This is a genomic window from Methylobacterium tardum (assembly GCF_023546765.1).
GTDB classification, from domain to species: Bacteria; Pseudomonadota; Alphaproteobacteria; order Rhizobiales; family Beijerinckiaceae; genus Methylobacterium; species Methylobacterium tardum.
In genome coordinates, this window is record NZ_CP097484.1 from 3,910,199 (window position 1) to 3,929,305 (window position 19,107).

Consider the following 19,107-nt stretch of genomic DNA (forward strand, 5'->3'; position numbering starts at 1 on the left):
GCTTGCACTAAGGTCCGCGCTGGATCGCCAGGGCGGCTCCCGTGGCCGCGCGGCCGAGCCCGTGTGGCGCGGGCCGATGCTGGTGGGGCTGGCGCGGTGTACGGATGAGGCGGCGGAGCGTTATCGCTGGATTGCCCTTGGCGCTGGCAGCGTGGCCCGTCGGCGCGCGCGCGCAGGTGCAACAGGCGCACGTGACGGCCCTCTGGCCGTTCGCGGCCGACGATGCCGAAGGTCTCGCTCTCTCGGCGGCATTCCACACGGCCCTGCGCGACCACGGCCAAGGGACCTTGCGGGTTGAGGACCAGTGGGGTGGGGCCGACCGCGAGCGCACGCGCCTGCTCGCAGCCGATCTGGTCGCGAAGGAACCTCAGGTCATCTTCACGTATCTGAGCGCCCAGCTCACGGCCGTGTCCGCGCTGACCCGCAAGATCCCGATCGTGTTCGTTGGGGCGTCCGACCCGGTCGGCTTCGGCTACGTTGCGAGCCTGCAGCGTCCGGGGGGCAACATCACGGGCTTCACCCTGTACGAGTCGTCGCTCGGCGGGAAATGGCTGGCCGCCCTGAAGGAGGCGGTTCCGACGCTTCGGCGCGTTACGCTCCTGGCCAATCCGAGCAGCGAGATACGGGGCAGCAACTTCTACGCGGATCCCTTCAGAAGCGCGGCCGCCACCCTCGGGATCGAACCCGCCGTCGTGATGGTCCAGAGAGCCGCGGAGATCGATCCGGTCATCGCAGACCTCGCACGGCAGGGGGATGCGGGGCTCATCGTGGCCCCCGGCACCTTCAGCGAAGCCAACGGCGACCGCATCGTCGCGCTGACGGCGGATCACCGGATCCCGACCGTGTTCGCCATCCGGCGTTTCGCGAACCGGGGCGGACTGATGTCGTACGGTCCCGACACCACCGAGGCGGTCCGGCGCGCGGCCGCCTATGTCGACCGAATCCTGCACGGCGACAACCCCGCGACCCTGCCGGTCCAGGCCCCCACGAAGTTCGATCTCGTGGTGAACCTGAAGACCGCGCGCAGCCTGAGTCTGGAGGTCTCGTCGGCGCTGCTCGCTCAGGCTGACGAGATCGCCGAATGACGAGCCTTCGCGCGCTCGACGCGGCTCCCGATGTTGATGGCTCGCCGAAGCGGTTCCGCCTTCCGCTCTCCGGAAAGTTCGCGGTGGCCTTCGTCGGGCTCGTGACCCTCGTGCTGCTCATCAACGGCGTCGCCGACCTGTCCCTGAACTTCGAGGATGCCAAGCGGACGGCGATCGAAGTGCAGCGCGAGAAGGCGCGCGGAGCCGCGGAACGCGTCGAAGCCTTCCTCTCCGAGATCGAGAGCCAGATCGGCTGGACGACCCGGGCGGAGTGGCGCCGGGTTCCCCTGGAGCAACAGCGCTACGACTTCATCCGGCTGCTGCGGCAGGCCCCGGCCATCACCGAGGTCGCCTATCTCGATCCGAGCGGCAAGGAACAGCTGCGGGTCTCGCGCCTTGAGCCGGACGTCGTCGCCAGCGGCAAGGATTTCTCCACCGCGCCGCGCTTCACCCAGGCGCTCAAGGACAAGACCTGGTTCGGGCCGGTCTATTTCCGGCGCGGATCCGAGCCGTACATGACCGTTTCGGTCGCGCATGCCGGGCGTGACCCGGGCGTGACCGTCGCGGAGGTCAACCTGAAGCTGATCTGGGACGTGGTCAGCGCCATCCGCAATGGCACGAGCGGCTACGCCTTCGTGACCACCGCGACCGGACGCCTGATCGCCCATCCGGACCTCAGCCTCGTCCTGCGCGACACCGACCTGTCCGGCCTGCCGGAGGTCGCGGGAGCGTTGTCCGGAAAGGCAGGCGCGAAGGATTATGAGATCACCAGCGGGCTCGGCGGCGGGCTCGTGCTGGCTGCGCACGCCGTCGTCCCGCGCGTCGACTGGATCGTGTTCGTGCAGCTGTCGCTGCGGGAGGCAATGGAACCACTCACCGAATCGATCATCCAGACCGTGTCGCTGATGGGGCTGGGCGTCCTCATGGCGGGTGTGGCCGGGACCTTCCTGGCCCGGCGTATGGTGATCCCGATCCGTCAGCTCGAGGACGGTGCGGAGCGCTTCGGCGCCGGAGACCTGTCGGAGCGCATCGTGATCCGCACCGGCGACGAGATCGAGACCCTCGCCCACCGGTTCAATTCCATGGCGCGCCGCGTCCAGGAATCCTACGAGACCCTGGAGGCCAAGGTCGAGGAGCGGACCCGCGACCTGAACCAGTCTCTCGACGACCTGCAGAGGGCGCAGAGCCGCCTCGTGCAATCCGAGAAGCTCGCTTCGCTAGGGCAGCTCACCGCCGGGATCGCCCACGAGATCAAGAACCCGCTGAACTTCGTGAACAACTTCGCGTCGCTCTCGAAAGAGCTGGTGGACGAGCTTCGGGACGCGCTCAAGCCCGCAGCACTCGACCCGGACATCCGGGACGAGGTCGACGAGATCGCCGGACTTCTGAAGGGCAACCTCGATAAGGTGGTCCAGCACGGCCGGCGCGCCGACTCGATCGTCAAGAACATGCTGCTGCACTCGCGCACGGGTTCCGGCGAGCACCGCCCGGTCGAGATCAACGCCCTCGTGGAGGAGAGCCTGAACTTGGCCTATCACGGCGCCCGCGCGGCCAAGCCCAGCTTCAACGTGACCCTCGCCCGCGATTACGACCCGGCGGCCGGTATTGCCGACATCTATCCGCAGGAGATCACGCGCGTCCTGTTGAACCTGATGTCGAACGGCTTCTACGCCACCGAGAAGAAGGCCGAGGGCGCCGTGCCCGGCTATGCGCCGACTCTGTCGGTCGCCACCCGGGATCGCGGCGACAGCGTCGAGATCCGTGTGCGCGACAACGGCACCGGGATACCCGAGAGCGTCAAGGCCAAGATGTTCGACCCGTTCTTCACCACCAAGCCGGCCGGCGAGGGCACCGGGCTCGGCCTGTCCCTGAGCCACGACATCGTGGTGAAGCAGCATGGTGGCACGGTCGACGTCGCCACGGAGCCCGGCGCCTTCACCGAATTCACGATCGTGCTGCCCCGCCGGGGGACGGAGGTGGCCGAGCCCGTGACCGCACCTACACCCGCCTTCGCGGCCGAGCCCAAGAGCCAGCCATGAACGTCCTGATCCTCGTCGCCGATGACGAACCCGACGTGACCGACCTGTTCCGCCAGCAGTTCCGCCGCGAGCTCCGGGCCGGGCGCTTCGAGATGGCGTTCGCGCATTCGGCACCCGAGGCCCTGTCCCGCATCACCGCCTCGGACGGCCCGAGCCTGATTCTGATGTTCTCCGACATCAACATGCCGAGAATGACCGGGCTGGAACTCCTCCCGCTGGTACGGGCCGCGCGGCCCGACGTGCCGGTGATCATGATCACCGCCTACGGCGACGCCGCGACGCGCGAGGCCGTCGAGGCCGCCGGCGCGGTCGGGCTGATCACCAAGCCCATCGACTTCGCCCTCCTGAAGGCGGAGGTCGACCGCAGGCTCGCCACGATCGGGGAGACGGAATGAGTTCGGGCCTGCCCAGCGCCAAGATCCTGGTGGTCGGCGACGAGCCGGATCTCGAGGCGCTGATCACCCAGAAATTCCGCCGTCAGATCCGCCAGGGTGTCGTCACGTTCCTGTTCGCACACGATGGGCAAGAGGCGCTGGAGAGCCTGTCCGAAAACCGCGACATCGACCTCGTGGTGTCGGACATCAACATGCCGCGCATGGACGGGCTGACGCTGCTCGCCAAGCTGGAGGAACTCGCCGACCGGCCGACAACCATCATCGTCTCCGCCTATGGGGACATGGCGAATATCCGCACCGCGATGAACCGGGGCGCTTTCGACTTCCTGACGAAGCCGATCGACTTCACGGATCTGGAGACAACGATCGAGCGGACGCTGCGGCACGTCGAGGCTTTGCGCGAGGGACGGCGGCGGCAATCGCTCGCCGAGCGCGCGCACGCGTCGCTCGCGCGCTACTTCTCGCCGAATCTCGCCGAGCAGCTCGCCGGGGACGCGTCGGGTCTGGAACTCGGCGGCCACCGGCGGGACGTGGCGTCGCTGTTCACGGACATCGCGGGCTTCACCAGCCTGGTGGAGAGCCTCGACCCGACCCAGCTGGCCGAGATCCTGAACGGCTACTTCGCCGAGCTGACCGACCTCGTCTTCGCCCACGAGGGGACCGTGGCGAAGATCGTCGGCGACGCGCTCCACGTCCTGTTCGGGGCGCCGGGAGACCAGCCGGACCACGCGGCCCGCGCGGTCGCCTGCGCGCTGGCCCTCGATGAAGCCGCGGAGGGCTTCCGGGCCCGCTGGCGGGAGCGCGGCATCGAGATCGGCGTGACGCGGATCGGCGTGCATGCCGGGCCGGCCATCGTGGGGAATTTCGGTGGCGGCCGCTATTTCGACTACACGGCCTACGGCGACACCATCAACACGGCGGCCCGCCTGGAGAACGCCAACAAGGCGTTCGGGACGCGGATCTGCGTGAGCGAGAGCGTGGTGATCCGCGCCGGCCAGTTCCGCGGCCGGCCGCTCGGCGACCTGCTCCTGCGCGGCAAGCAGGAGGCTCTGCGCGCCTTCGAACCCCTCACCGAAGCCGTCTACGACGCGGCCTCGTTGACCCGCTACCAGGAAGCCTTCGCCAAGCTGGAGGCCGGCGAAGCCGCGGCGCTCCCCGCTTTCGCGGCGCTGGTCGGGCTGCGCCCCGACGACGGCGTAGCCGCCTACCACCTGAAACGCCTGCTCAACGGATCGAATGGGACCCGCATCGAGATCCGCTGACGGCGCGGCGGGGCGCGCCCGCGACCCGGTGCCGGCCGGAGCGCCGGCATGAGACGGCGTGACGTGATCCTGGGCCTGGGCGTTGCCGCGGCCTGGCCCGCATCCGGCCTGGCCCAGTCCGGGGGGCAGCGCCGGCTGGGGATCCTCCTCGTCTATGGCGAGACCCATCCCGACAGTCCGGTGATCGTCCGAGACGCTGAAGGAATCGCTGCAGCGGGCCGGATGGATCTGGGGCCAGAACCTCGCGGTCGATCTCCGCTATGGCAACGGCGATGCCGAGACGCTGCGCCGGCAGACGAACGAGATCCTCGCGCAGAAACCCGATGTCGTCCTGGCGCAGGGCGTCGTCGGGGCGACCGCGCTACAGCGGGCGACGGCGACCGTCCCGGTCGTGTTCATGATGCTGCAGGATCCGATCGGAGCCGGCTTCGTGACCAGCCTGTCGCGGCCCGGCGGGAATCTCACGGGCTTCACGAATTTTGACTTCACCCTGGTGGGCAAGTGGCTGCAGCTCCTTAAGGAACTCAAACCGGACGTCACCCGCGCGCTCGCCCTGGTCAATCCCGATTATCCGGCCCGCCTGGCGGCCTATACGGCCGAACTCGCGCGGGTCGGCCCCGGGCTGGGCATCGAGGCGCGGATCGCCGGCATCCACAATGCCGAGGAGATCGCGCAAGCGATCACCCCCTTCGCCGGGGCGCCCGGGGGTGGGCTGATCGCGCTGCCCGACGCGGTGACCGGGGTCTACGGTCAGCGGATCATCGATCTGGCGGCAGCCTATCGCCTCCCCGCAGTCTACGCCTACGCGGCGCAGGTGCGGATGGGCGGTCTCGCGGCCTATACGACCAGCGTCGTGCAGGACGTGCAGCGGGCGGCCGGCTACATCGACCGGATCCTGCGCGGCGCCGTCGTCGGCGATCTGCCCGTTCAGGCCAGCGAGCGCTTCCTTACCGTGATCAACCTCCGGACGGCCGCCGCCCTCGGCCTGACGATCGCGCCCTCGCTGATGGCGAAGGCCGACGAGCTGATCGAGTAGCGGCGTCTCCGGACGAAGCCGTGCGCCGCCCCGGCGTGAGAACGCGGCGCGGCGGCGGAGCCGTCGCGGCCACATGTCACCACGACGGCCGGTGCGGTGCGGCTCAGCCGAGCGCCGGCAGGCGCCCGTCCGGCGAGTAGCGGTCAATCGCCGAGGGCAGGTCCCGCGAGAGACGGGCCAGCACCTCGCTCTTGCTGAGGCCGGTCTGCTGCTCCAGGGCCGCCAGGGTCTCCGGGCCGATGGCGCGCTCGAGGTCGGCGGCCGGGATGTCGCGGTTGGGCCCGTGATTGATCCAGGATTGTGCGGTATCCGCGTGACCACCCTTGGTGAAGTGCTCGATCAGCTCGCCCAGGCCACTCGCGATCAGGCCGCCGACACCGGCGGAGCCGACGCCGCCGAGCACGCGCTCCAGGTTCGCCGGGATCGTCGAGCTGGACCCGGCGGTCGAGCCCGGAACCGGCGGGACCGAGGAGCGGCCGGTCTCCTTGCCGTGGCCGCCGAGCCATTCGGAAATCTTGTCCCGGTTCTGAAAGCCGGCCACCGCCAGAAGACCCAGCAGCGCGGTCATGGATGGGTATCCCTTGCTCATCGCATCGTCCTTCCTTCGATCGGGCTCATCGGCCCGGATGATGCAGCGGTCAGCCGCCGCAATTGGTTCACTCCGCCGCGGCGGAGGTGGGCCCGGCCATGTCCTCGGACAGAGCTGCGGTCGCGTTCCCCGTCCGGCCCGTCGCGATCGCGCGCTTGATCGTGGAGCGGGCCGCATCGATGGCGATCAACGCGGCGGACAGGGTTCTGGCCTCGGTCGGACGCTCGAGAGCATGCTTGGCGATCTCGCCGGCGAGGTCGCCGATCTCCCGCGCCAGAACCTGGAGACGCGCCGCGTCGGAGGTGTCCTGTGCCTCCCGCCGGATCTCGAGTAGGCGATCGGTCGCCTCCTCGACGCGCTCGCGGCGCAACCGAGACAGGCGTTGCCCGACCCAGGCGGCGGCAGAGCCGATGCCGCCGCTCAGGAACGCGATCAGGTAGATCCAGGTCTCGTAGCGCTCGATGAAGCTCTGCTGCTCGCGCTCGAAATAATCGACCGCCCCTGGATGGATCGGCAGACGCGCGCTCGTCGCGCCCACCGTGCTGTCGTAGGCGGGCGCCTGGACGTAATCGGCAGCTGGCGTGACATTCGCCATGCCGCTGCGCAGCTCGAAGAGGTGCTGGGTCACGTCCGCCGCCACCGAGCGCGGGAGGCTCGACCGGGCCATGAGGCGGTAGGAAGCTCCGACCGTGTGGACGTCCTCGGCCGGCACCTTGGGGCTGCCGCCGAAGGTCTCGGCCGGCATTGTCACGACCTGAAGTCGCGGCATGCGCGCGACGAGCGCATCGGCGTTCTCGACATCGACGAACGACACCTTCTGTGTCCGGCTCGCCCTCTGAACGATGTCGGCGATGCGCTGCGCGGTCGGCGCGGTCGGCGCGATCACCGAGATGACCGCATCGGCGCGCTTGTGGGCGATGGCATCGGCTAGGTCCGCCTCGGCAATCTCCACCAGGGCGACATGGCGCGGCGGCACGGCGCCCTGCGGTTCGCTCGTGATCAGCGTCAGGCCATAATGGCCGAGCAGCGCGCGGATCAGCGCCTCGTCGGCGTCGCGGTGGGCAAGGATGGCGAGGCGCTTGCGGTCGAGATCGGGAAACCGGGAGATCCCGGAGCCCTCCGGCGCCGCGATGATCATGGCCTGATCCCGCAGGATCGCGAGGGTCAGGCCGTTGTCGGGCAGATCGACGTCCGGCCGGACGACCGCCAGGTCGGCACGGCCGTCACGTAGAGCCTCGGCGCTGTCACGCACATCGTCGAAAGCCAGGGTTCTGAGGCGGATTTCCTTGCGCTGCTTGGCCAAGGCATCCGCGTAGGCCTGGATCAGGGCCGGCTCGGTTCCGTCGCGGGGCGCGACCGCCACGGTCAGCACCGTGGCGCGCGACGCCCAGTAGGCTGCGACCGCGGCCGCGCCCAGCAGGACCGCCAGCGCCAGGAAGATGAATTCCCGGCGCAGGAGGATCGATGCGAGCCCTCTCATCCGCGGCAAACGCCGTCTCCGGGATGTCGCTAGAAGGTCCGTCCGGGTCCGCCGCGGCGCTCGGCGCGGCCACCATAGCGACGGCCGAGATAGGCGATGATCTTCGGCACGATGAACGCGGTCAGGATTTTGCGCAGCATGGTTCAGAACTCCTTGATCAGCGGGTGCGGCGAGCGAGCCAGCCGGCCGCGAAGGCCAGCGCGCCCAGCCCGAGAAGCGTGTTGGTGCGGTTCCGGCCGATCGTGCCCATGGCGCGGCGGCCGTAGATCTCGCCGCGACGGCTGAGGTCCCGCGCGGTCTCCCGAGCCCGCTGGCGACCGTCGCCGATCAGGCGATCGGCCCGCGTGCGCGCGACCTCGGCAAGGTGGCGCCCGTCTTCGGCGAGATCCTCTGCCCGGTCTCGAGCGCGCCCGTAGGCGTACTGCGCGCCGCCGGCAACTTGGTTCACGGCGCCGCGGACCTGCCGGGCCGGATCACCGGTGATGCCGCCGATGGCCGTCTGGGCGCGACCCTTGAGGTGACGGGACGCGCCACGGATCTGGTCGCGGTTCATGCGGAACTCCTGTCTCTGGACTGAGTGTCGAAATAAGTCGTCTGCCTCGCAGGCGTGGATGACGCCGGACCTGCCGGCGCCATCCCGGACATCAGTGCTTGCCGGTGACCTTGTCGGCGAGGTTCTTGGCGCCGTCCTTGACGTCGCCGACCGTCTTCTGCGCCTCGCCCTTCAGCTCCTGGGCCTTACCCTCGGCCACGAGCTTGTCGTTGCCGGTGGCCTTGCCGGCCGCCTGCTTGACGTTGCCGACGGCCTCGTTGGCCGTGCCCTTGATCTTGTCGGTGGTGCTGCTCATCGCGTGCTCTCCTTCAGGTGGGTTGGCCGGCCTCGCGCCGGTATGAGCGGCTCCCGCGCTCCTGCGGGAGCCGATGGGGATCAGAGACGGCGGGTCTCGTAGGCACCGAGCAGGGTCGCGGGCTTCGGGGCGCCGAGGCGACCGCCGAAGAAGGCGGCGAGCGCCCCCAGGACCAGTGCCAGCGCGGCGTAGAACGCGCCCTGCGTGGCCGCCGACTTCGCCGTCACGGCCGCCGCTTCGGCCTTCTGCTTGGCCGTGGCCACCGCCTGGTCGTACTGCTTCTCGTAATCCTGCACCTGCTGGCGGGCCTGATCGACCGGGATGTTCTGCGCCTTCGCCAGGGCGTCGGCCGCGCGGGTCTCAGCCTGCTGCTTCTGGTTCGCGTCGCCGGTGAACAGCGCCTTGATGGCTGCGACCGCCGCGTCGCGGGCCGCCTGAGGATCCTGACCGGAGGCCTGCTCGCGGACCTTCTGCTCGATCCCGTCCAGCGGGTTCGAGATCTTGGACAGCGACGGGGCCGCAGCCTGCGCGGCGGTCTGCACGGTGCCGCCCACGAGGTTGCCCGCACCGCCCAGCGCGCCAGACACCGTGCTGAGCGTGCCGCCGATCAAGCCGCTGGCCGCCGACGTCAGCAGATAGAGGACCACCAGGGTCGTCACCGCCCAGGACACCAGACCGTGCAGAGCGGCCGCGCCCGGCAGCGGCTTGCCCGAGAGCCGGCCCGCGATGGCGCCGCCGGCCAGCGAGGCGACGATGCCGGAGGCGACGAACCAGATGCCCGCGCCCAGCGAGACGCTGGAGGCGGCCGGGTTGTCGGCGCTGTTGGTGCCCACCGAGGCCAGCCCGACGCCGACGCCGACGAGATTGACGACGACCTGGGTCACCAGCGCGGTCACGGCGCCGGCGAAAATGGCGCCCCAGGAGACCTGGTTCAGCAGGACGGCACGCGTATCGGCGTGTGCCTCGGTGCCGAGGGGCGTTGCAACGGTCTGTATGGTGGTCACGCTCTTACTCCGGGTCTTGGGTCGTTGAAGGTTGAGAGAAGCTGGCGGCTCAGTCGCGGGAGGCGCTGATGAGGAGGCCGAGGCCGAAACCGGCCAAGCCGGCGATCAACAGGGAGGCCAGCGGGTACTCAGCCACCTGATGGCTGACCTCACGGGTGCCGCGGCGCAGGTAATGGCCGCCGCGCTCATAGGCGTCCTCGGCATAGTCGTAGGCCTCGTCGGCGGCGCGGCGCACGCCGCGCTCGGCCCGGACGTAGTGATCCTCGACGGCGCCCTGTGCACGGCGAACGCGGGTCTCGACATCGTCCGATCCCAGGCGGTCATCGACGGCATCGCGAAGCTTGCCACCGAGGTCGCGGGCGGTGTCGGCGACGTGCTCGGCAGCGCCGCGGATCGTGTCCTTCGCCTGACCGTAAACCCCCTCGGCTTGGCCCGCTGCCTCGCGAGCGCGGCCCTCAAGGGAGTCCCGCTTCGAGCCGGTCAGGTCGCCGACGGCGCCCTGCACTTTGCCGCCAAGCTCCCGGGCTGCGCCCGTGATTCGATCCGTGTCGACCATGTCGTTCTCCTCTCTGGTGGTGTTCGGTTGGGCGGCGCCCTGCCAAGGGGCGCCGGATGGCTTCGCCCTAGCGTTGATCCGAGCCGGTGGGCTTGGATCGTCCGGGCGCGGCTCCGTCTGCGTCGGCCTTGCGAACGCCGCGCTTCTTGCGCCGACCCTCGGCTTCGACCCGGCTCTCGCCGGTCAGCTTGCCAATGGCTTCCGTGACGGACGCCTTGAGGTGATCGGCGGAAGTCGAATTCCTGTCTTCCGTCATGGGCGCTTCGTCGTCCGCGAGACTACCGGGGCTCGACCGGAAGATGTGCGCCCACCCGTGTCGATCAATGATGCAGATGTACCGGTAGAGTGATCTTCATCTGCCGGTATGCTCAGCGGAAAACCGTTCTCTCGTCCCCAGACGACCGCCTCGCTGCGCTTGTGGATCCCGAGCTTGCGGTACAGCGCAGCGCCGTGATTGCGGACGGTGTTGCGCGACAGGCTGAGCTTTCGGGCGATCGCGTCGTCGCCGAGCCCGGAACAGATCAGGTTCAGGATCTGGCGTTCCCGCACCGTGAGATTGGGAGCCGAGCCATCCGCGCCTTCGCGGTCGGGCCGGCGCAGGTTGGCCAGCTTCTCGATCAGCCCCCGGCTGAACCACGAGGTATCGGCCATCACGGTCTCGATCGCGTCGAACAGTTCGCGCTCGGAGTGCTTGCGCTCCGTGATGTCTTGGACGACCAGGAGCACAAATCCGGCCTCGTTGATGGCGATACGCTCGGCGGAGACGAGACAGTCGAGATTGGCACCGCTCTCGTGCTTCAGGCACACCTCGGCGCCGCGCACGGAGCCGTGCCGATCCAGCGACGCCTCAACCTGTAAGCGCTGGGCCTCGCTCACCCACAGTCCGGCCTCGGTCAGGCTGCGGCCGACGATCCGGTCCTCGCCCAGGCCGAAGACGCGCCCGAAGGCTTCGTTGACGCCGGTGACCAGGAAATCCTCGGCGCGCGCCAGGACCGTGGGTACGGGGGTCAGCCGGAATGCCTTGGCGAAGCGCTCTTCGCTCTGCCGCAGGGCCGTCTCGGCCTTCCGGCGCAGATCGAGATCCGCGAAGGTGAACAGCATGCAGGGCTCGTCGCCCATTTCGATCGGCTGGCCCGCCACGATGACGAAGCGCGAGCCGCCGTCGGGCAGATCCAGGCAGGCCTCCATCTGCGGGATGGTGGCGCCCTCGTTCAGGCGCGCGACGGCGAGGTCCCGGTTCCGCGAGCCTGCCAGCACGTCGACCTCGTAGACGCTGCGGCCGATCACGGCGTCGCGGGTGTGGCCGGTCATCTCGAGGAAGCCGTGATTGACCTTGACGTGCCGCAGGTCTGACAAGCGCGTGATCACCGCGGGCGCCGGATTGGCGTTGAAGGCCGCCTCGAAGCGCGCCTCGGCCTCGAACTGGTCGGACACGTCCTTCAGGATCAGCGCCAGGCAGCTCGGATTGCCGTCGCGGTCGGTGGCCACGAGGCTGCGCAGCGAATGGACGAAGTCCATGTCGGGCTTGTCCGCGCGTTTCACCTCGACGATCACATCGTGGAAGCGCTCTCCCGCGACCACGCGCTCGATCGGGTAATGGTTCGGCGTGAGATTGTTGCGGTAGCGCAGGGCGAAGCGCTGCCGGTACGCGTCGACGGTCGATCCGAGTTCATTGAGGCTCTGGGCGCCGTGCATCGCGAGCGCGGCCTCGTTGGCGTACGCGATGGTCTGGTCGGGCTCGACCAGGATCACGCCTTCGCTGAGGCCGGCGATGATCTGCCGGAGTTCATGCCTGTCGACGCCAACCGTCACGGCTCGTTTCACCCGTCATGTCTGCCACTGCCCAGTCGGCAGCGGGGCACAAACGGGTTGCGCGCAAGCCGGTTCCGTCACCCATGTTATTTTCCTGGTATACACGCATCATTGACGTGGACGATTTCAGTTAGGGATAAATAAGCGGCCCTCATGCGGGCCTCATCACCCGCCGACCAGGCGACCTCTCACAATCGAGACGAGTGCTCCCCGTGCAGCCCGCCGCCGAACAGCGGGAACCGGCCGATGCGTCCGGCTCCGTGATTTCCCAACTGCCTGCCCAGCTCGGCGACCGGCTGCGGCAATACTATTCAGAAGTTGTAGAGATCGATCCAGGCTCTCGCCTGAGTGGGGTCTTGGAACGCCTCTCGGCAGCGCTCGACGCCGCGGAGTCCGACCGGCAGGTTCCGGGCGCCTTCAAGGACGACCTGCTCGGCATGGTGCCGTGCCTGCGCCGGTATGCCATGTCGCTGGCCTACGACAGCAGCGAGGCCGACGACCTCGTGCAGCTCACCCTGCTCAAGGCCTGGGAGCATCGCGAGCGGTTCCAGGCGGGCACCAGCCTCGTTGCCTGGCTGTTCACGATCCTCCGCAACGGCTTCATCAACGGGCGGCGCAAGCGTCGGTACGAGGTGCCGGATCCCAACGGCCTTCATGCCGCCGCCTTGACGGAGCCGGCCGGACAGGATCACGCGCTGCGCCTGCAGGAGGTGCAGGCCGCCCTCGACGGCCTCGAGCCGCCGCATCGCGAGGCGTTGATGCTGGTCGCGATTGAGGGCCTACCCTACGAGGCCGCCGCGGCCGTGCTCGGCTGCCCGCCTGGCACCGTCAAGAGTCGCGTGAGCCGGGCGCGCGATCGGCTGACCCGCGCACTGGGCGAGGTCTGACCCAAAAGGCCCCGCGCGGCGAGGCCGGCGGGGCTGAAGGAAGAGGGCGCTCGGTGCGTTACGCCGAGCACCTCCCGGAAGTCTAACAAAGCCGCGCGCCATGAAAAGCGCCGACGATGACAAATTTTCGCGGCTATTACGTCAGCGTATTTGCGCTCGCGCTGTCTACTTCCGGAATCGATCCCGAGTAGTTTGCGCAATGCGATAGCCGACACGAGCACATCTGCCCGTGCCGATTATTCGCCAGCGCCCGGCTCAGGACTGCGTCTTGAGGTAGGCAATCACGTCGTTGATCTTCTTGTCGTCGGGGTAGCCCTGGAAGATCATCTTGTTGCCCGGCACCTTCGCCTTCGGGTTCTTCAGCCACTCGTGGAGCGTGGCCTCGTCCCAGGTCAGGCCGGAATTCTTCAGCGCGGCGGAGTAGTTGTAACCCTCATAGGTGCCCGCCTTGCGGCCGACGACGCCCTTCAGGTCCGGACCCACGCCGTTCTTCTGGAAGTTGTGGCACGCCTTGCACGGGGCGAACGCCTTCTCGCCGGCGGCCGCGTCGCCGGCCTCCTGGGCCTGAGCCGAAAGCGGGATCAGGGCGGCAAGGACGGCGCCGAGAACGAATGAACGCATGAACTTCCTCTTGAGCCAAGCGGGTTCGATCGCGATGAGAACCCTGGCGTTGCGAGAGGTAGACGTCCGTTGTTCCGGCTTAATCCGGCCCGCCGCCGGCGCGACGGCCTTTTTTCGCGCGGAGCCCGGCGGGACCGGCAGAAGCGAAGCGACGAGCACGCTTCGCGCTTCGCCGAAGCGCATCCGAGAGGCCTCAAGGAATCCTAACGCGCCAAGAACGCGGGCACGCGGATCAGGGCGTCCTCGCGCGCGGCCGGATCGGTGCCGACATGTGCCACCCCGTCGCCGGCCACCGTATGGGCCAAGCCCCGCCGCTCGCGGATCGGCAGGGCCGGATGATCGAAGTCGTGGTAGGCGCCGGGATACACCGTGATCGCGACCGGCTCGCCGCGGGCTTGGGCGGCCGCGGCAAGACTCTGACAGGCGGCGGCGCCCGTCCAGTCATCCGCACCGCCCACCAGGATCTGCAGCGGGACGCGATCGTGCCAGCTGCGCTCGGCCAGTGCGCGACATCCAGGATAGAACGCCACAGCCCGGGCGAACGACGGCCGACCGTCGGAGACACGTGCACCGGCGGCATAGAGCACGGTCGACCCTCCGTTCGACCACCCGAGCAGCGAAACGGCCGTGGGCTTCACGTCGGGCCGAGCCTGCAGATAGGCCTTGGCTGCCTCGGCATCCGCGGCGCGCTCGCGGCCCGGCCGGATCGCCCGACCGGTCGTGCTGCACTGGGAGCCGAGCCCCCGTGACCCGAAGCTGTCGGGGAAGAGGACGAGAAATCCCTGTGCGGCGAGACGTTCGCCCCAATCGGCGTGCCGGGCGTTGAGGGCACCGCTGTGATCGTAGAGCCCGCCGCAGCCATGCAGGGCGACGACAGCGGGGAATGGGCCCGTGCCGCCGGGCCGGTACTGGATGCCGTGCAGCTCCACGCCCTGCGGCCCAGGAAATGTGACGTCGGTGGCCTGCGCCCAGGCGCTGCTGGGCAGCAGCGCCCACACCCCAAGGTAGCTGGCCCAACGACGCAACAGGCTCGTCGCCGCTCTCATGGTCGCCCTGCCCCTCTCTTCGCCCGAGACCAGAGCCCCACCGGTCCCGGACATGACCTTCAGGCCGGCAACCGGCAGTCCATACGCCCGCGGCTTCCTTGCGGAGCATCTGGTCTCCCGGATCGCAGGAGACGGCAAGCCTTGTCGAGGGTCGGCTTCGCAATCGATCTGGGGCATGGCCTGCCTCCGGCCGCCACATCGCTCAAGCCCTGACCTGCGCAAGTCAGCCGCGTCCGTCTCGACAAGCGCACCGCCAGATGCCGCGCGCTCACGGGTGTGACGGATTATCCGATGCCGGAGAAAGTCGAACACGACATCCGAGAAGCGCAGCGCGCGGGGAACGACCGCGCCCGGGGCCGCTTCGCAAAGGGGCAGCGTGGCCCCGCCGCGGAAGCGGCATCGAGCACACTTCCGGTATGCCGTTGTCGGATTTGCAGAAATGCGCCGGTGGCGCTCCCAAGGGGAATCGAACCCCTGTTTTCGCCGTGAGAGGGCGACGTCCTAGACCGCTAGACGATGGGAGCTTTCCGGCGGCGCGGGGGTGCTATAGCCACGACCCGCCGAGGGAGCAAGAGCCTTCCTCAGGAAATCCGCGTCGGCGGATCGAATCGGGTGCGGACGGATCGTGGTGGACAACGTCGCCGAAGAACGGGTCGGTCTGGTTGCGGAGGGCGGTGTACGGCTCGACCGGGCATTGGTGGCCCTGTTCCCGGACCTGTCGCGGGCCCGGTTGCAGGACCTCATCCGGGAGGGTCAGGTGCGCCGGGATGGCACCCCGGTGCGCGATCCCGCCGCGAAGGTCGGTGCCGGCGCGCAGCTCGCCCTGACGGTGCCGCAGCCCAAGGCCGCCGAGCCGGAGGCCGAGGCCGTCGACCTGCCGATCGTGTACGAGGACGACGACCTGATCGTGATCGACAAGCCAGCCGGGCTCGTCGTTCATCCGGCGCCCGGTCACGAGAGCGGAACACTGGTCAACGCCCTGATCGCCCATTGCGGCGCGAGCCTCTCGGGGATCGGCGGCGTGCGCCGGCCCGGCATCGTCCATCGGCTCGACAAGGATACAAGCGGTCTGATCGTGGTCGCGAAGAACGATGCCGCCCACCAGGGGCTGACCAGCCAATTTGCCGATCATGGCCGGACCGGACCGCTGGAACGGGCCTACGCGGCCGTGGTCTGGGGGCTGCCGCAGCCGCGCACCGGCACCATCCGGGCGAGTCTGGCGCGCTCCCGCTACCATCGCGAGAAGATCGCGGTCGTCTCCGATGAGGCCGGCCGCCACGCGGTGACGCATTACGCGGTGGCCGAAGCCTACGCGGAGGCCGCCCTGGTTCGCTGCCAGCTCGAGACCGGGCGGACGCATCAGATCCGCGTGCACCTCGCCCATCGCGGCCACCCGCTCCTCGGGGACGGTGTCTACGGCGGCGCCTTCCGCACGAAGGCCGCGCGTCTGCGGCCGGACGCGCGCGACGCGCTTGCGGCCCTGGGCCGGCAGGCACTTCACGCGGAGCTGCTCGGGTTCAGCCATCCGCGCACGGGTCAGACCCTCCGCTTCGAGAGCCGGCTGCCGCCGGATCTCGCCGCGCTCGTGACGGCGCTGCGGGCGGAATCCGAGGGTCCCGCGCGTCTGTAACCGGAGCCGAGCAACGTGCGAAAGGTCACCCCGTACCGCGTCACTTCGTGACATGGTACGACCTATTCGGCCGATGGCGCGTTGATGACGACGTGAGTGTCTTCAACCGCGACCGGCTCCCCGGCAGCCCGTATGAGATGGGTGGCCGGCAGGGTCGGCTCAAGAGCGGCCCGAGTGGACGGCACTGTTGCCCGTCGCGTCCGCCCTCAAGGGGGACATAGGTTCAGGAGAATGCCATGGCCGGTACGCTACCCGTGCTCGCCAACGAAGGTGGCCTGTCGCGCTACCTCGATGAGATCCGCAAGTTCCCGATGCTGGAGCCGACGGAGGAGTTCACGCTGGCGAAGAGCTGGCGCGATGCCGGCGACCGTGAGGCTGCGCACAGGCTCGTGACCTCGCATCTGCGTCTCGTCGCGAAGATCGCCATGGGCTATCGCGGCTACGGGCTGCCGATCGGCGAGGTGGTGTCCGAGGGGAATGTCGGCCTCATGCAGGCCGTCAAGCGCTTCGACCCCGACAAGGGCTTCCGTCTGGCCACCTACGCCATGTGGTGGATCAAGGCGGCGATCCAGGAATACATCCTTCGGTCCTGGTCGCTCGTGAAGATGGGCACCACGGCGAACCAGAAGAAGCTGTTCTTCAACCTGCGCAAGGCGAAGGGCAAGATTTCGGCGCTGGACGAGGGCGACCTCAAGCCCGACCAAGTGAAGCAGATCGCCACCCGCCTCGGCGTGCCCGAGCAGGACGTGATCGACATGAACCGGCGCCTGTCCGGTGACACGTCGCTCAACGCACCCCTGCGCGAGGAGGGCGAGGGCGAGTGGCAGGACTGGCTCGCCGACAACGCGCCCAGCCAGGAGACTGTCCTGGCTCGTGAGCAGGAGGGGCAGAACCGCCTCTCGGCTCTGCGCGATGCGCTCGGCGTCCTTAACCCGCGCGAGCGCCGCATCTTCGAGGCCCGGCGTCTCGCCGAGGACCCGATCACCCTGGAGGATCTCTCGGGCGAGTTCGGCGTGTCGCGCGAGCGGGTCCGGCAGATCGAGGTGCGCGCCTTCGAGAAGGTTCAGGAGGCGGTCAAGCGCAACATCGCCAGCCGCGAAGCGCCCCGGGCCGGCATCGAGGCCCACTGACCGACCGGCCCGGCGCGCGGCTGCGCGCGCCGGCAGATGCTACCGGTGATTCACTGCCAGGATTCGAAGGCGCTCTGCATCACCTGCGCGCCGGCCGATCCCTTCTCGAACGTCAGGACCGCGCGCTTGCCGGAGGTGTAGCGCAGAGCCAGATCGAACCAGTTGCGGTGAAGCAGCAGATCGGTGTTGCGCTCGATGTCGTTCGGCAGCGACGACAGGCCGATCAGGAACAAGTTGTCACGGACACGCACCGGCAGACCCGAGACCGGCGATCCGCGGGCATTCTGCTCGTCCTTGGCCTGCAGGAGGCCGACATCCTGCACGGTGCGGGCCGGCCCATTCCCGGACTGGCTGAAGGACAGGCTGACCGTGTGCGAGGCCGGCAAGGTCGTGTCGAGATTGCGCTGGATCGTCATCACCAGGGTCAGACCCGCATCGGGGATCGTGACCGTGGCCACCACCGCATTCTGAAGCGGCTGCCCCTGCTCTCCGTTGACCGTATCGAGCCGCCACGTCACCCGGCCGGGTGTTGATGTCGGCTGCGCGTTCTCGGCTCCGGACGCTTCCTCGATCAGCTCGGCGCGCTGCGCCACCGCGACGGTCGCCTCGGCCGGAGCCGTGGTCGGGCGCGGCGTCGCGCTGCCCTCCGGGCGGGCAGCGATCTTCGGCGCTGGCGCCGCGTCGCCGCCGACGCGATCGCCGAACTTGGTCTCGCCCTCGGGCTGCTGCGTATCCGCCGTCTCGGCGCCGTTCGGCCGGAGTGTCTGCGGACGGTCGCGCAGGAGGAACGCCGCCACGGCGATGAGCCCGATCACCACCGCCAGCACGGAGCCGATGAAGACATTGCGCAGCACCCGGGAACGCCCGGCGCGCGGCGGCACCACCTCGATGCGCGGACGCTGACGCCCGCTTCCGCCATCGCCTGCGGTGGACAGGTCGGGTTCCTCCGCGCCCGTCGGGATCGCTGAAGCCGGCGGCTCCGGCGGCTCCGGCGTCTCGGGCGCGGCGGGTTGGACGGAGCCGGGGCGCGGCGGCGCGATCGGGATCGGAGCTTCGCGGGGCTGCTCGGGCTCCGTCTTGGGCTCAGGGGCGAGAGCCGGCGCCGCGAAGGCGACCGGCGCGGCCGGCGGCAGAACGGGCTCCGGCGTGATCGCCGGTGGCGGCGGCGACGGCTCCGGGATGTCGGACTCCCGGTCAGCCGGCTCCGCGATGGCCGGCAGAGCCTGTCCCGAGACCTGCGCGGCGTCGTTGGCCGGAGCCGGCAGACCACCGTGGTCGATCTCGAGCCGCTCGATCGCGGCATCGAGGGCCCGGCGCTCCAGGTCGATGTCGCTCTCGGACAAGGGCGGATCGAGCGAGCGGAGCTGACTGATCAGGGCGTTGCGCGCGCGGTCGTAGACCGCCTTGCGCAAGGCGGGTGTTCGATCCGGCAGCGCGTCGAGGGCGCGCGCCAGAAGCGGATAGTAATCGGCCATGGTGCCCTGGTCCGCCCCCTTCGGCCACCGTCCGGCAGCACCGGTCGAGGGCCGGGGACCGAGGGCCGCTCCCGCCCGTCAGGGTCGGTCACGGCCCGTCGGCCGGTTATGTCGTGATCCGCCGCGCGAAACCGCGTCCGCGCCTCGGTTACCGAGATGGTGGCAGGGCGGCCATCAGGATGGCCGCCCGCCCGCGCGCCCGTTCTAGATCA

General features: G+C 69.2%; 18 protein-coding genes and 1 tRNA gene. 8 read left to right on the forward strand and 11 right to left on the reverse strand.

Annotated elements, in window-relative coordinates:
• Positions 1 to 137: 137 nt before the first annotated feature.
• From M6G65_RS18685 to M6G65_RS18705, 5 genes are all read left to right on the forward strand, one after another.
• The gene (locus tag M6G65_RS18685) at positions 138 to 1,085 is read left to right on the forward strand and encodes an ABC transporter substrate-binding protein (protein WP_250102697.1); all 948 of its coding nucleotides are present in this window, start codon (positions 138 to 140) and stop codon (positions 1,083 to 1,085) included.
• On the forward strand, positions 1,082 to 3,124 hold the full coding sequence (locus M6G65_RS18690; protein WP_250102698.1) for a sensor histidine kinase: 2,043 nt from the start codon (positions 1,082 to 1,084) through the stop codon (positions 3,122 to 3,124). Before M6G65_RS18685 ends, M6G65_RS18690 begins: the two co-directional genes overlap by 4 nt.
• Positions 3,121 to 3,519, forward strand: a complete 399-nt coding sequence (locus M6G65_RS18695) for a response regulator (RefSeq protein ID WP_250102699.1) — start codon at positions 3,121 to 3,123, stop codon at positions 3,517 to 3,519. Before M6G65_RS18690 ends, M6G65_RS18695 begins: the two co-directional genes overlap by 4 nt.
• Positions 3,516 to 4,781, forward strand: coding sequence for an adenylate/guanylate cyclase domain-containing protein (locus tag M6G65_RS18700; protein WP_250102700.1), 1,266 nt, complete (start codon positions 3,516 to 3,518; stop codon positions 4,779 to 4,781). The genes M6G65_RS18695 and M6G65_RS18700 overlap by 4 nt, the downstream gene beginning before the upstream one ends.
• Positions 4,782 to 5,007: 226 nt before the next feature.
• Positions 5,008 to 5,817: an ABC transporter substrate-binding protein gene (locus tag M6G65_RS18705; protein ID WP_250104259.1), complete on the forward strand. Its 810-nt coding sequence runs from the start codon at positions 5,008 to 5,010 to the stop codon at positions 5,815 to 5,817.
• Positions 5,818 to 5,920: 103 nt separating this feature from the next.
• Here the strand turns inward: M6G65_RS18705 and M6G65_RS18710 are convergent, their stop codons facing one another.
• The 7 genes from M6G65_RS18710 to M6G65_RS18740 all read right to left on the reverse strand — a co-directional run bounded on the left by M6G65_RS18710 (position 5,921) and on the right by M6G65_RS18740 (position 12,106).
• On the reverse strand, positions 5,921 to 6,406 hold the full coding sequence (locus tag M6G65_RS18710; protein WP_238199242.1) for a YidB family protein: 486 nt from the start codon (positions 6,404 to 6,406) through the stop codon (positions 5,921 to 5,923).
• 67 nt (positions 6,407 to 6,473) lie between these two features.
• Positions 6,474 to 7,886, reverse strand: coding sequence for a TAXI family TRAP transporter solute-binding subunit (locus tag M6G65_RS18715; RefSeq protein WP_250102701.1), 1,413 nt, complete (start codon positions 7,884 to 7,886; stop codon positions 6,474 to 6,476).
• Positions 7,887 to 8,043: 157 nt separating this feature from the next.
• The gene (locus M6G65_RS18720; protein ID WP_250102702.1) at positions 8,044 to 8,439 is read right to left on the reverse strand and encodes a CsbD family protein; all 396 of its coding nucleotides are present in this window, start codon (positions 8,437 to 8,439) and stop codon (positions 8,044 to 8,046) included.
• 91 nt (positions 8,440 to 8,530) lie between these two features.
• Positions 8,531 to 8,734 (reverse strand): CsbD family protein, encoded by a 204-nt coding sequence (locus M6G65_RS18725; RefSeq protein ID WP_250102703.1) that lies wholly within the window; start codon positions 8,732 to 8,734, stop codon positions 8,531 to 8,533.
• A gap of 80 nt (positions 8,735 to 8,814) precedes the next feature.
• The gene (locus M6G65_RS18730) at positions 8,815 to 9,738 is read right to left on the reverse strand and encodes a PhnA-like protein (protein WP_238199239.1); all 924 of its coding nucleotides are present in this window, start codon (positions 9,736 to 9,738) and stop codon (positions 8,815 to 8,817) included.
• 49 nt (positions 9,739 to 9,787) lie between these two features.
• Positions 9,788 to 10,294, reverse strand: a complete 507-nt coding sequence (locus M6G65_RS18735) for a CsbD family protein (protein WP_238199238.1) — start codon at positions 10,292 to 10,294, stop codon at positions 9,788 to 9,790.
• A 252-nt stretch (positions 10,295 to 10,546) separates the two neighbouring features.
• Positions 10,547 to 12,106: a PAS domain S-box protein gene (locus tag M6G65_RS18740; protein ID WP_250102704.1), complete on the reverse strand. Its 1,560-nt coding sequence runs from the start codon at positions 12,104 to 12,106 to the stop codon at positions 10,547 to 10,549.
• 212 nt (positions 12,107 to 12,318) lie between these two features.
• Here M6G65_RS18740 and M6G65_RS18745 point away from each other — a divergent pair, with 212 nt between their 5' ends.
• Positions 12,319 to 12,993 (forward strand): sigma-70 family RNA polymerase sigma factor, encoded by a 675-nt coding sequence (locus M6G65_RS18745; protein ID WP_238199236.1) that lies wholly within the window; start codon positions 12,319 to 12,321, stop codon positions 12,991 to 12,993.
• A gap of 255 nt (positions 12,994 to 13,248) precedes the next feature.
• On the opposite strand, the gene M6G65_RS18750 is transcribed toward M6G65_RS18745, so the two are convergent.
• The 3 genes from M6G65_RS18750 to M6G65_RS18760 form a co-directional block, all read right to left on the reverse strand.
• A complete protein-coding gene (locus M6G65_RS18750; protein ID WP_238199235.1) occupies positions 13,249 to 13,614 on the reverse strand; it encodes a c-type cytochrome in 366 nt (121 codons plus the stop codon).
• A 203-nt stretch (positions 13,615 to 13,817) separates the two neighbouring features.
• On the reverse strand, positions 13,818 to 14,639 hold the full coding sequence (locus M6G65_RS18755) for a dienelactone hydrolase family protein (protein WP_250102705.1): 822 nt from the start codon (positions 14,637 to 14,639) through the stop codon (positions 13,818 to 13,820).
• Positions 14,640 to 15,108: 469 nt separating this feature from the next.
• Positions 15,109 to 15,184: transfer RNA gene (locus tag M6G65_RS18760), tRNA-Glu, on the reverse strand.
• 101 nt (positions 15,185 to 15,285) lie between these two features.
• Between M6G65_RS18760 and M6G65_RS18765 the strand changes: the two genes are divergently transcribed.
• Complete coding sequence (locus tag M6G65_RS18765) at positions 15,286 to 16,290, forward strand: RluA family pseudouridine synthase (protein ID WP_250102706.1); 1,005 nt, start codon at positions 15,286 to 15,288, stop codon at positions 16,288 to 16,290.
• A gap of 236 nt (positions 16,291 to 16,526) precedes the next feature.
• Positions 16,527 to 17,420, forward strand: a complete 894-nt coding sequence (gene rpoH, locus M6G65_RS18770; protein WP_250102707.1) for an RNA polymerase sigma factor RpoH — start codon at positions 16,527 to 16,529, stop codon at positions 17,418 to 17,420.
• Positions 17,421 to 17,470: 50 nt separating this feature from the next.
• On the opposite strand, the gene M6G65_RS18775 is transcribed toward rpoH, so the two are convergent.
• Entirely contained in the window at positions 17,471 to 18,895 is a 1,425-nt protein-coding gene (locus tag M6G65_RS18775; RefSeq protein WP_238199230.1) for a histidine kinase, read from the reverse strand.
• Positions 18,896 to 19,107 lie beyond the last annotated feature (212 nt).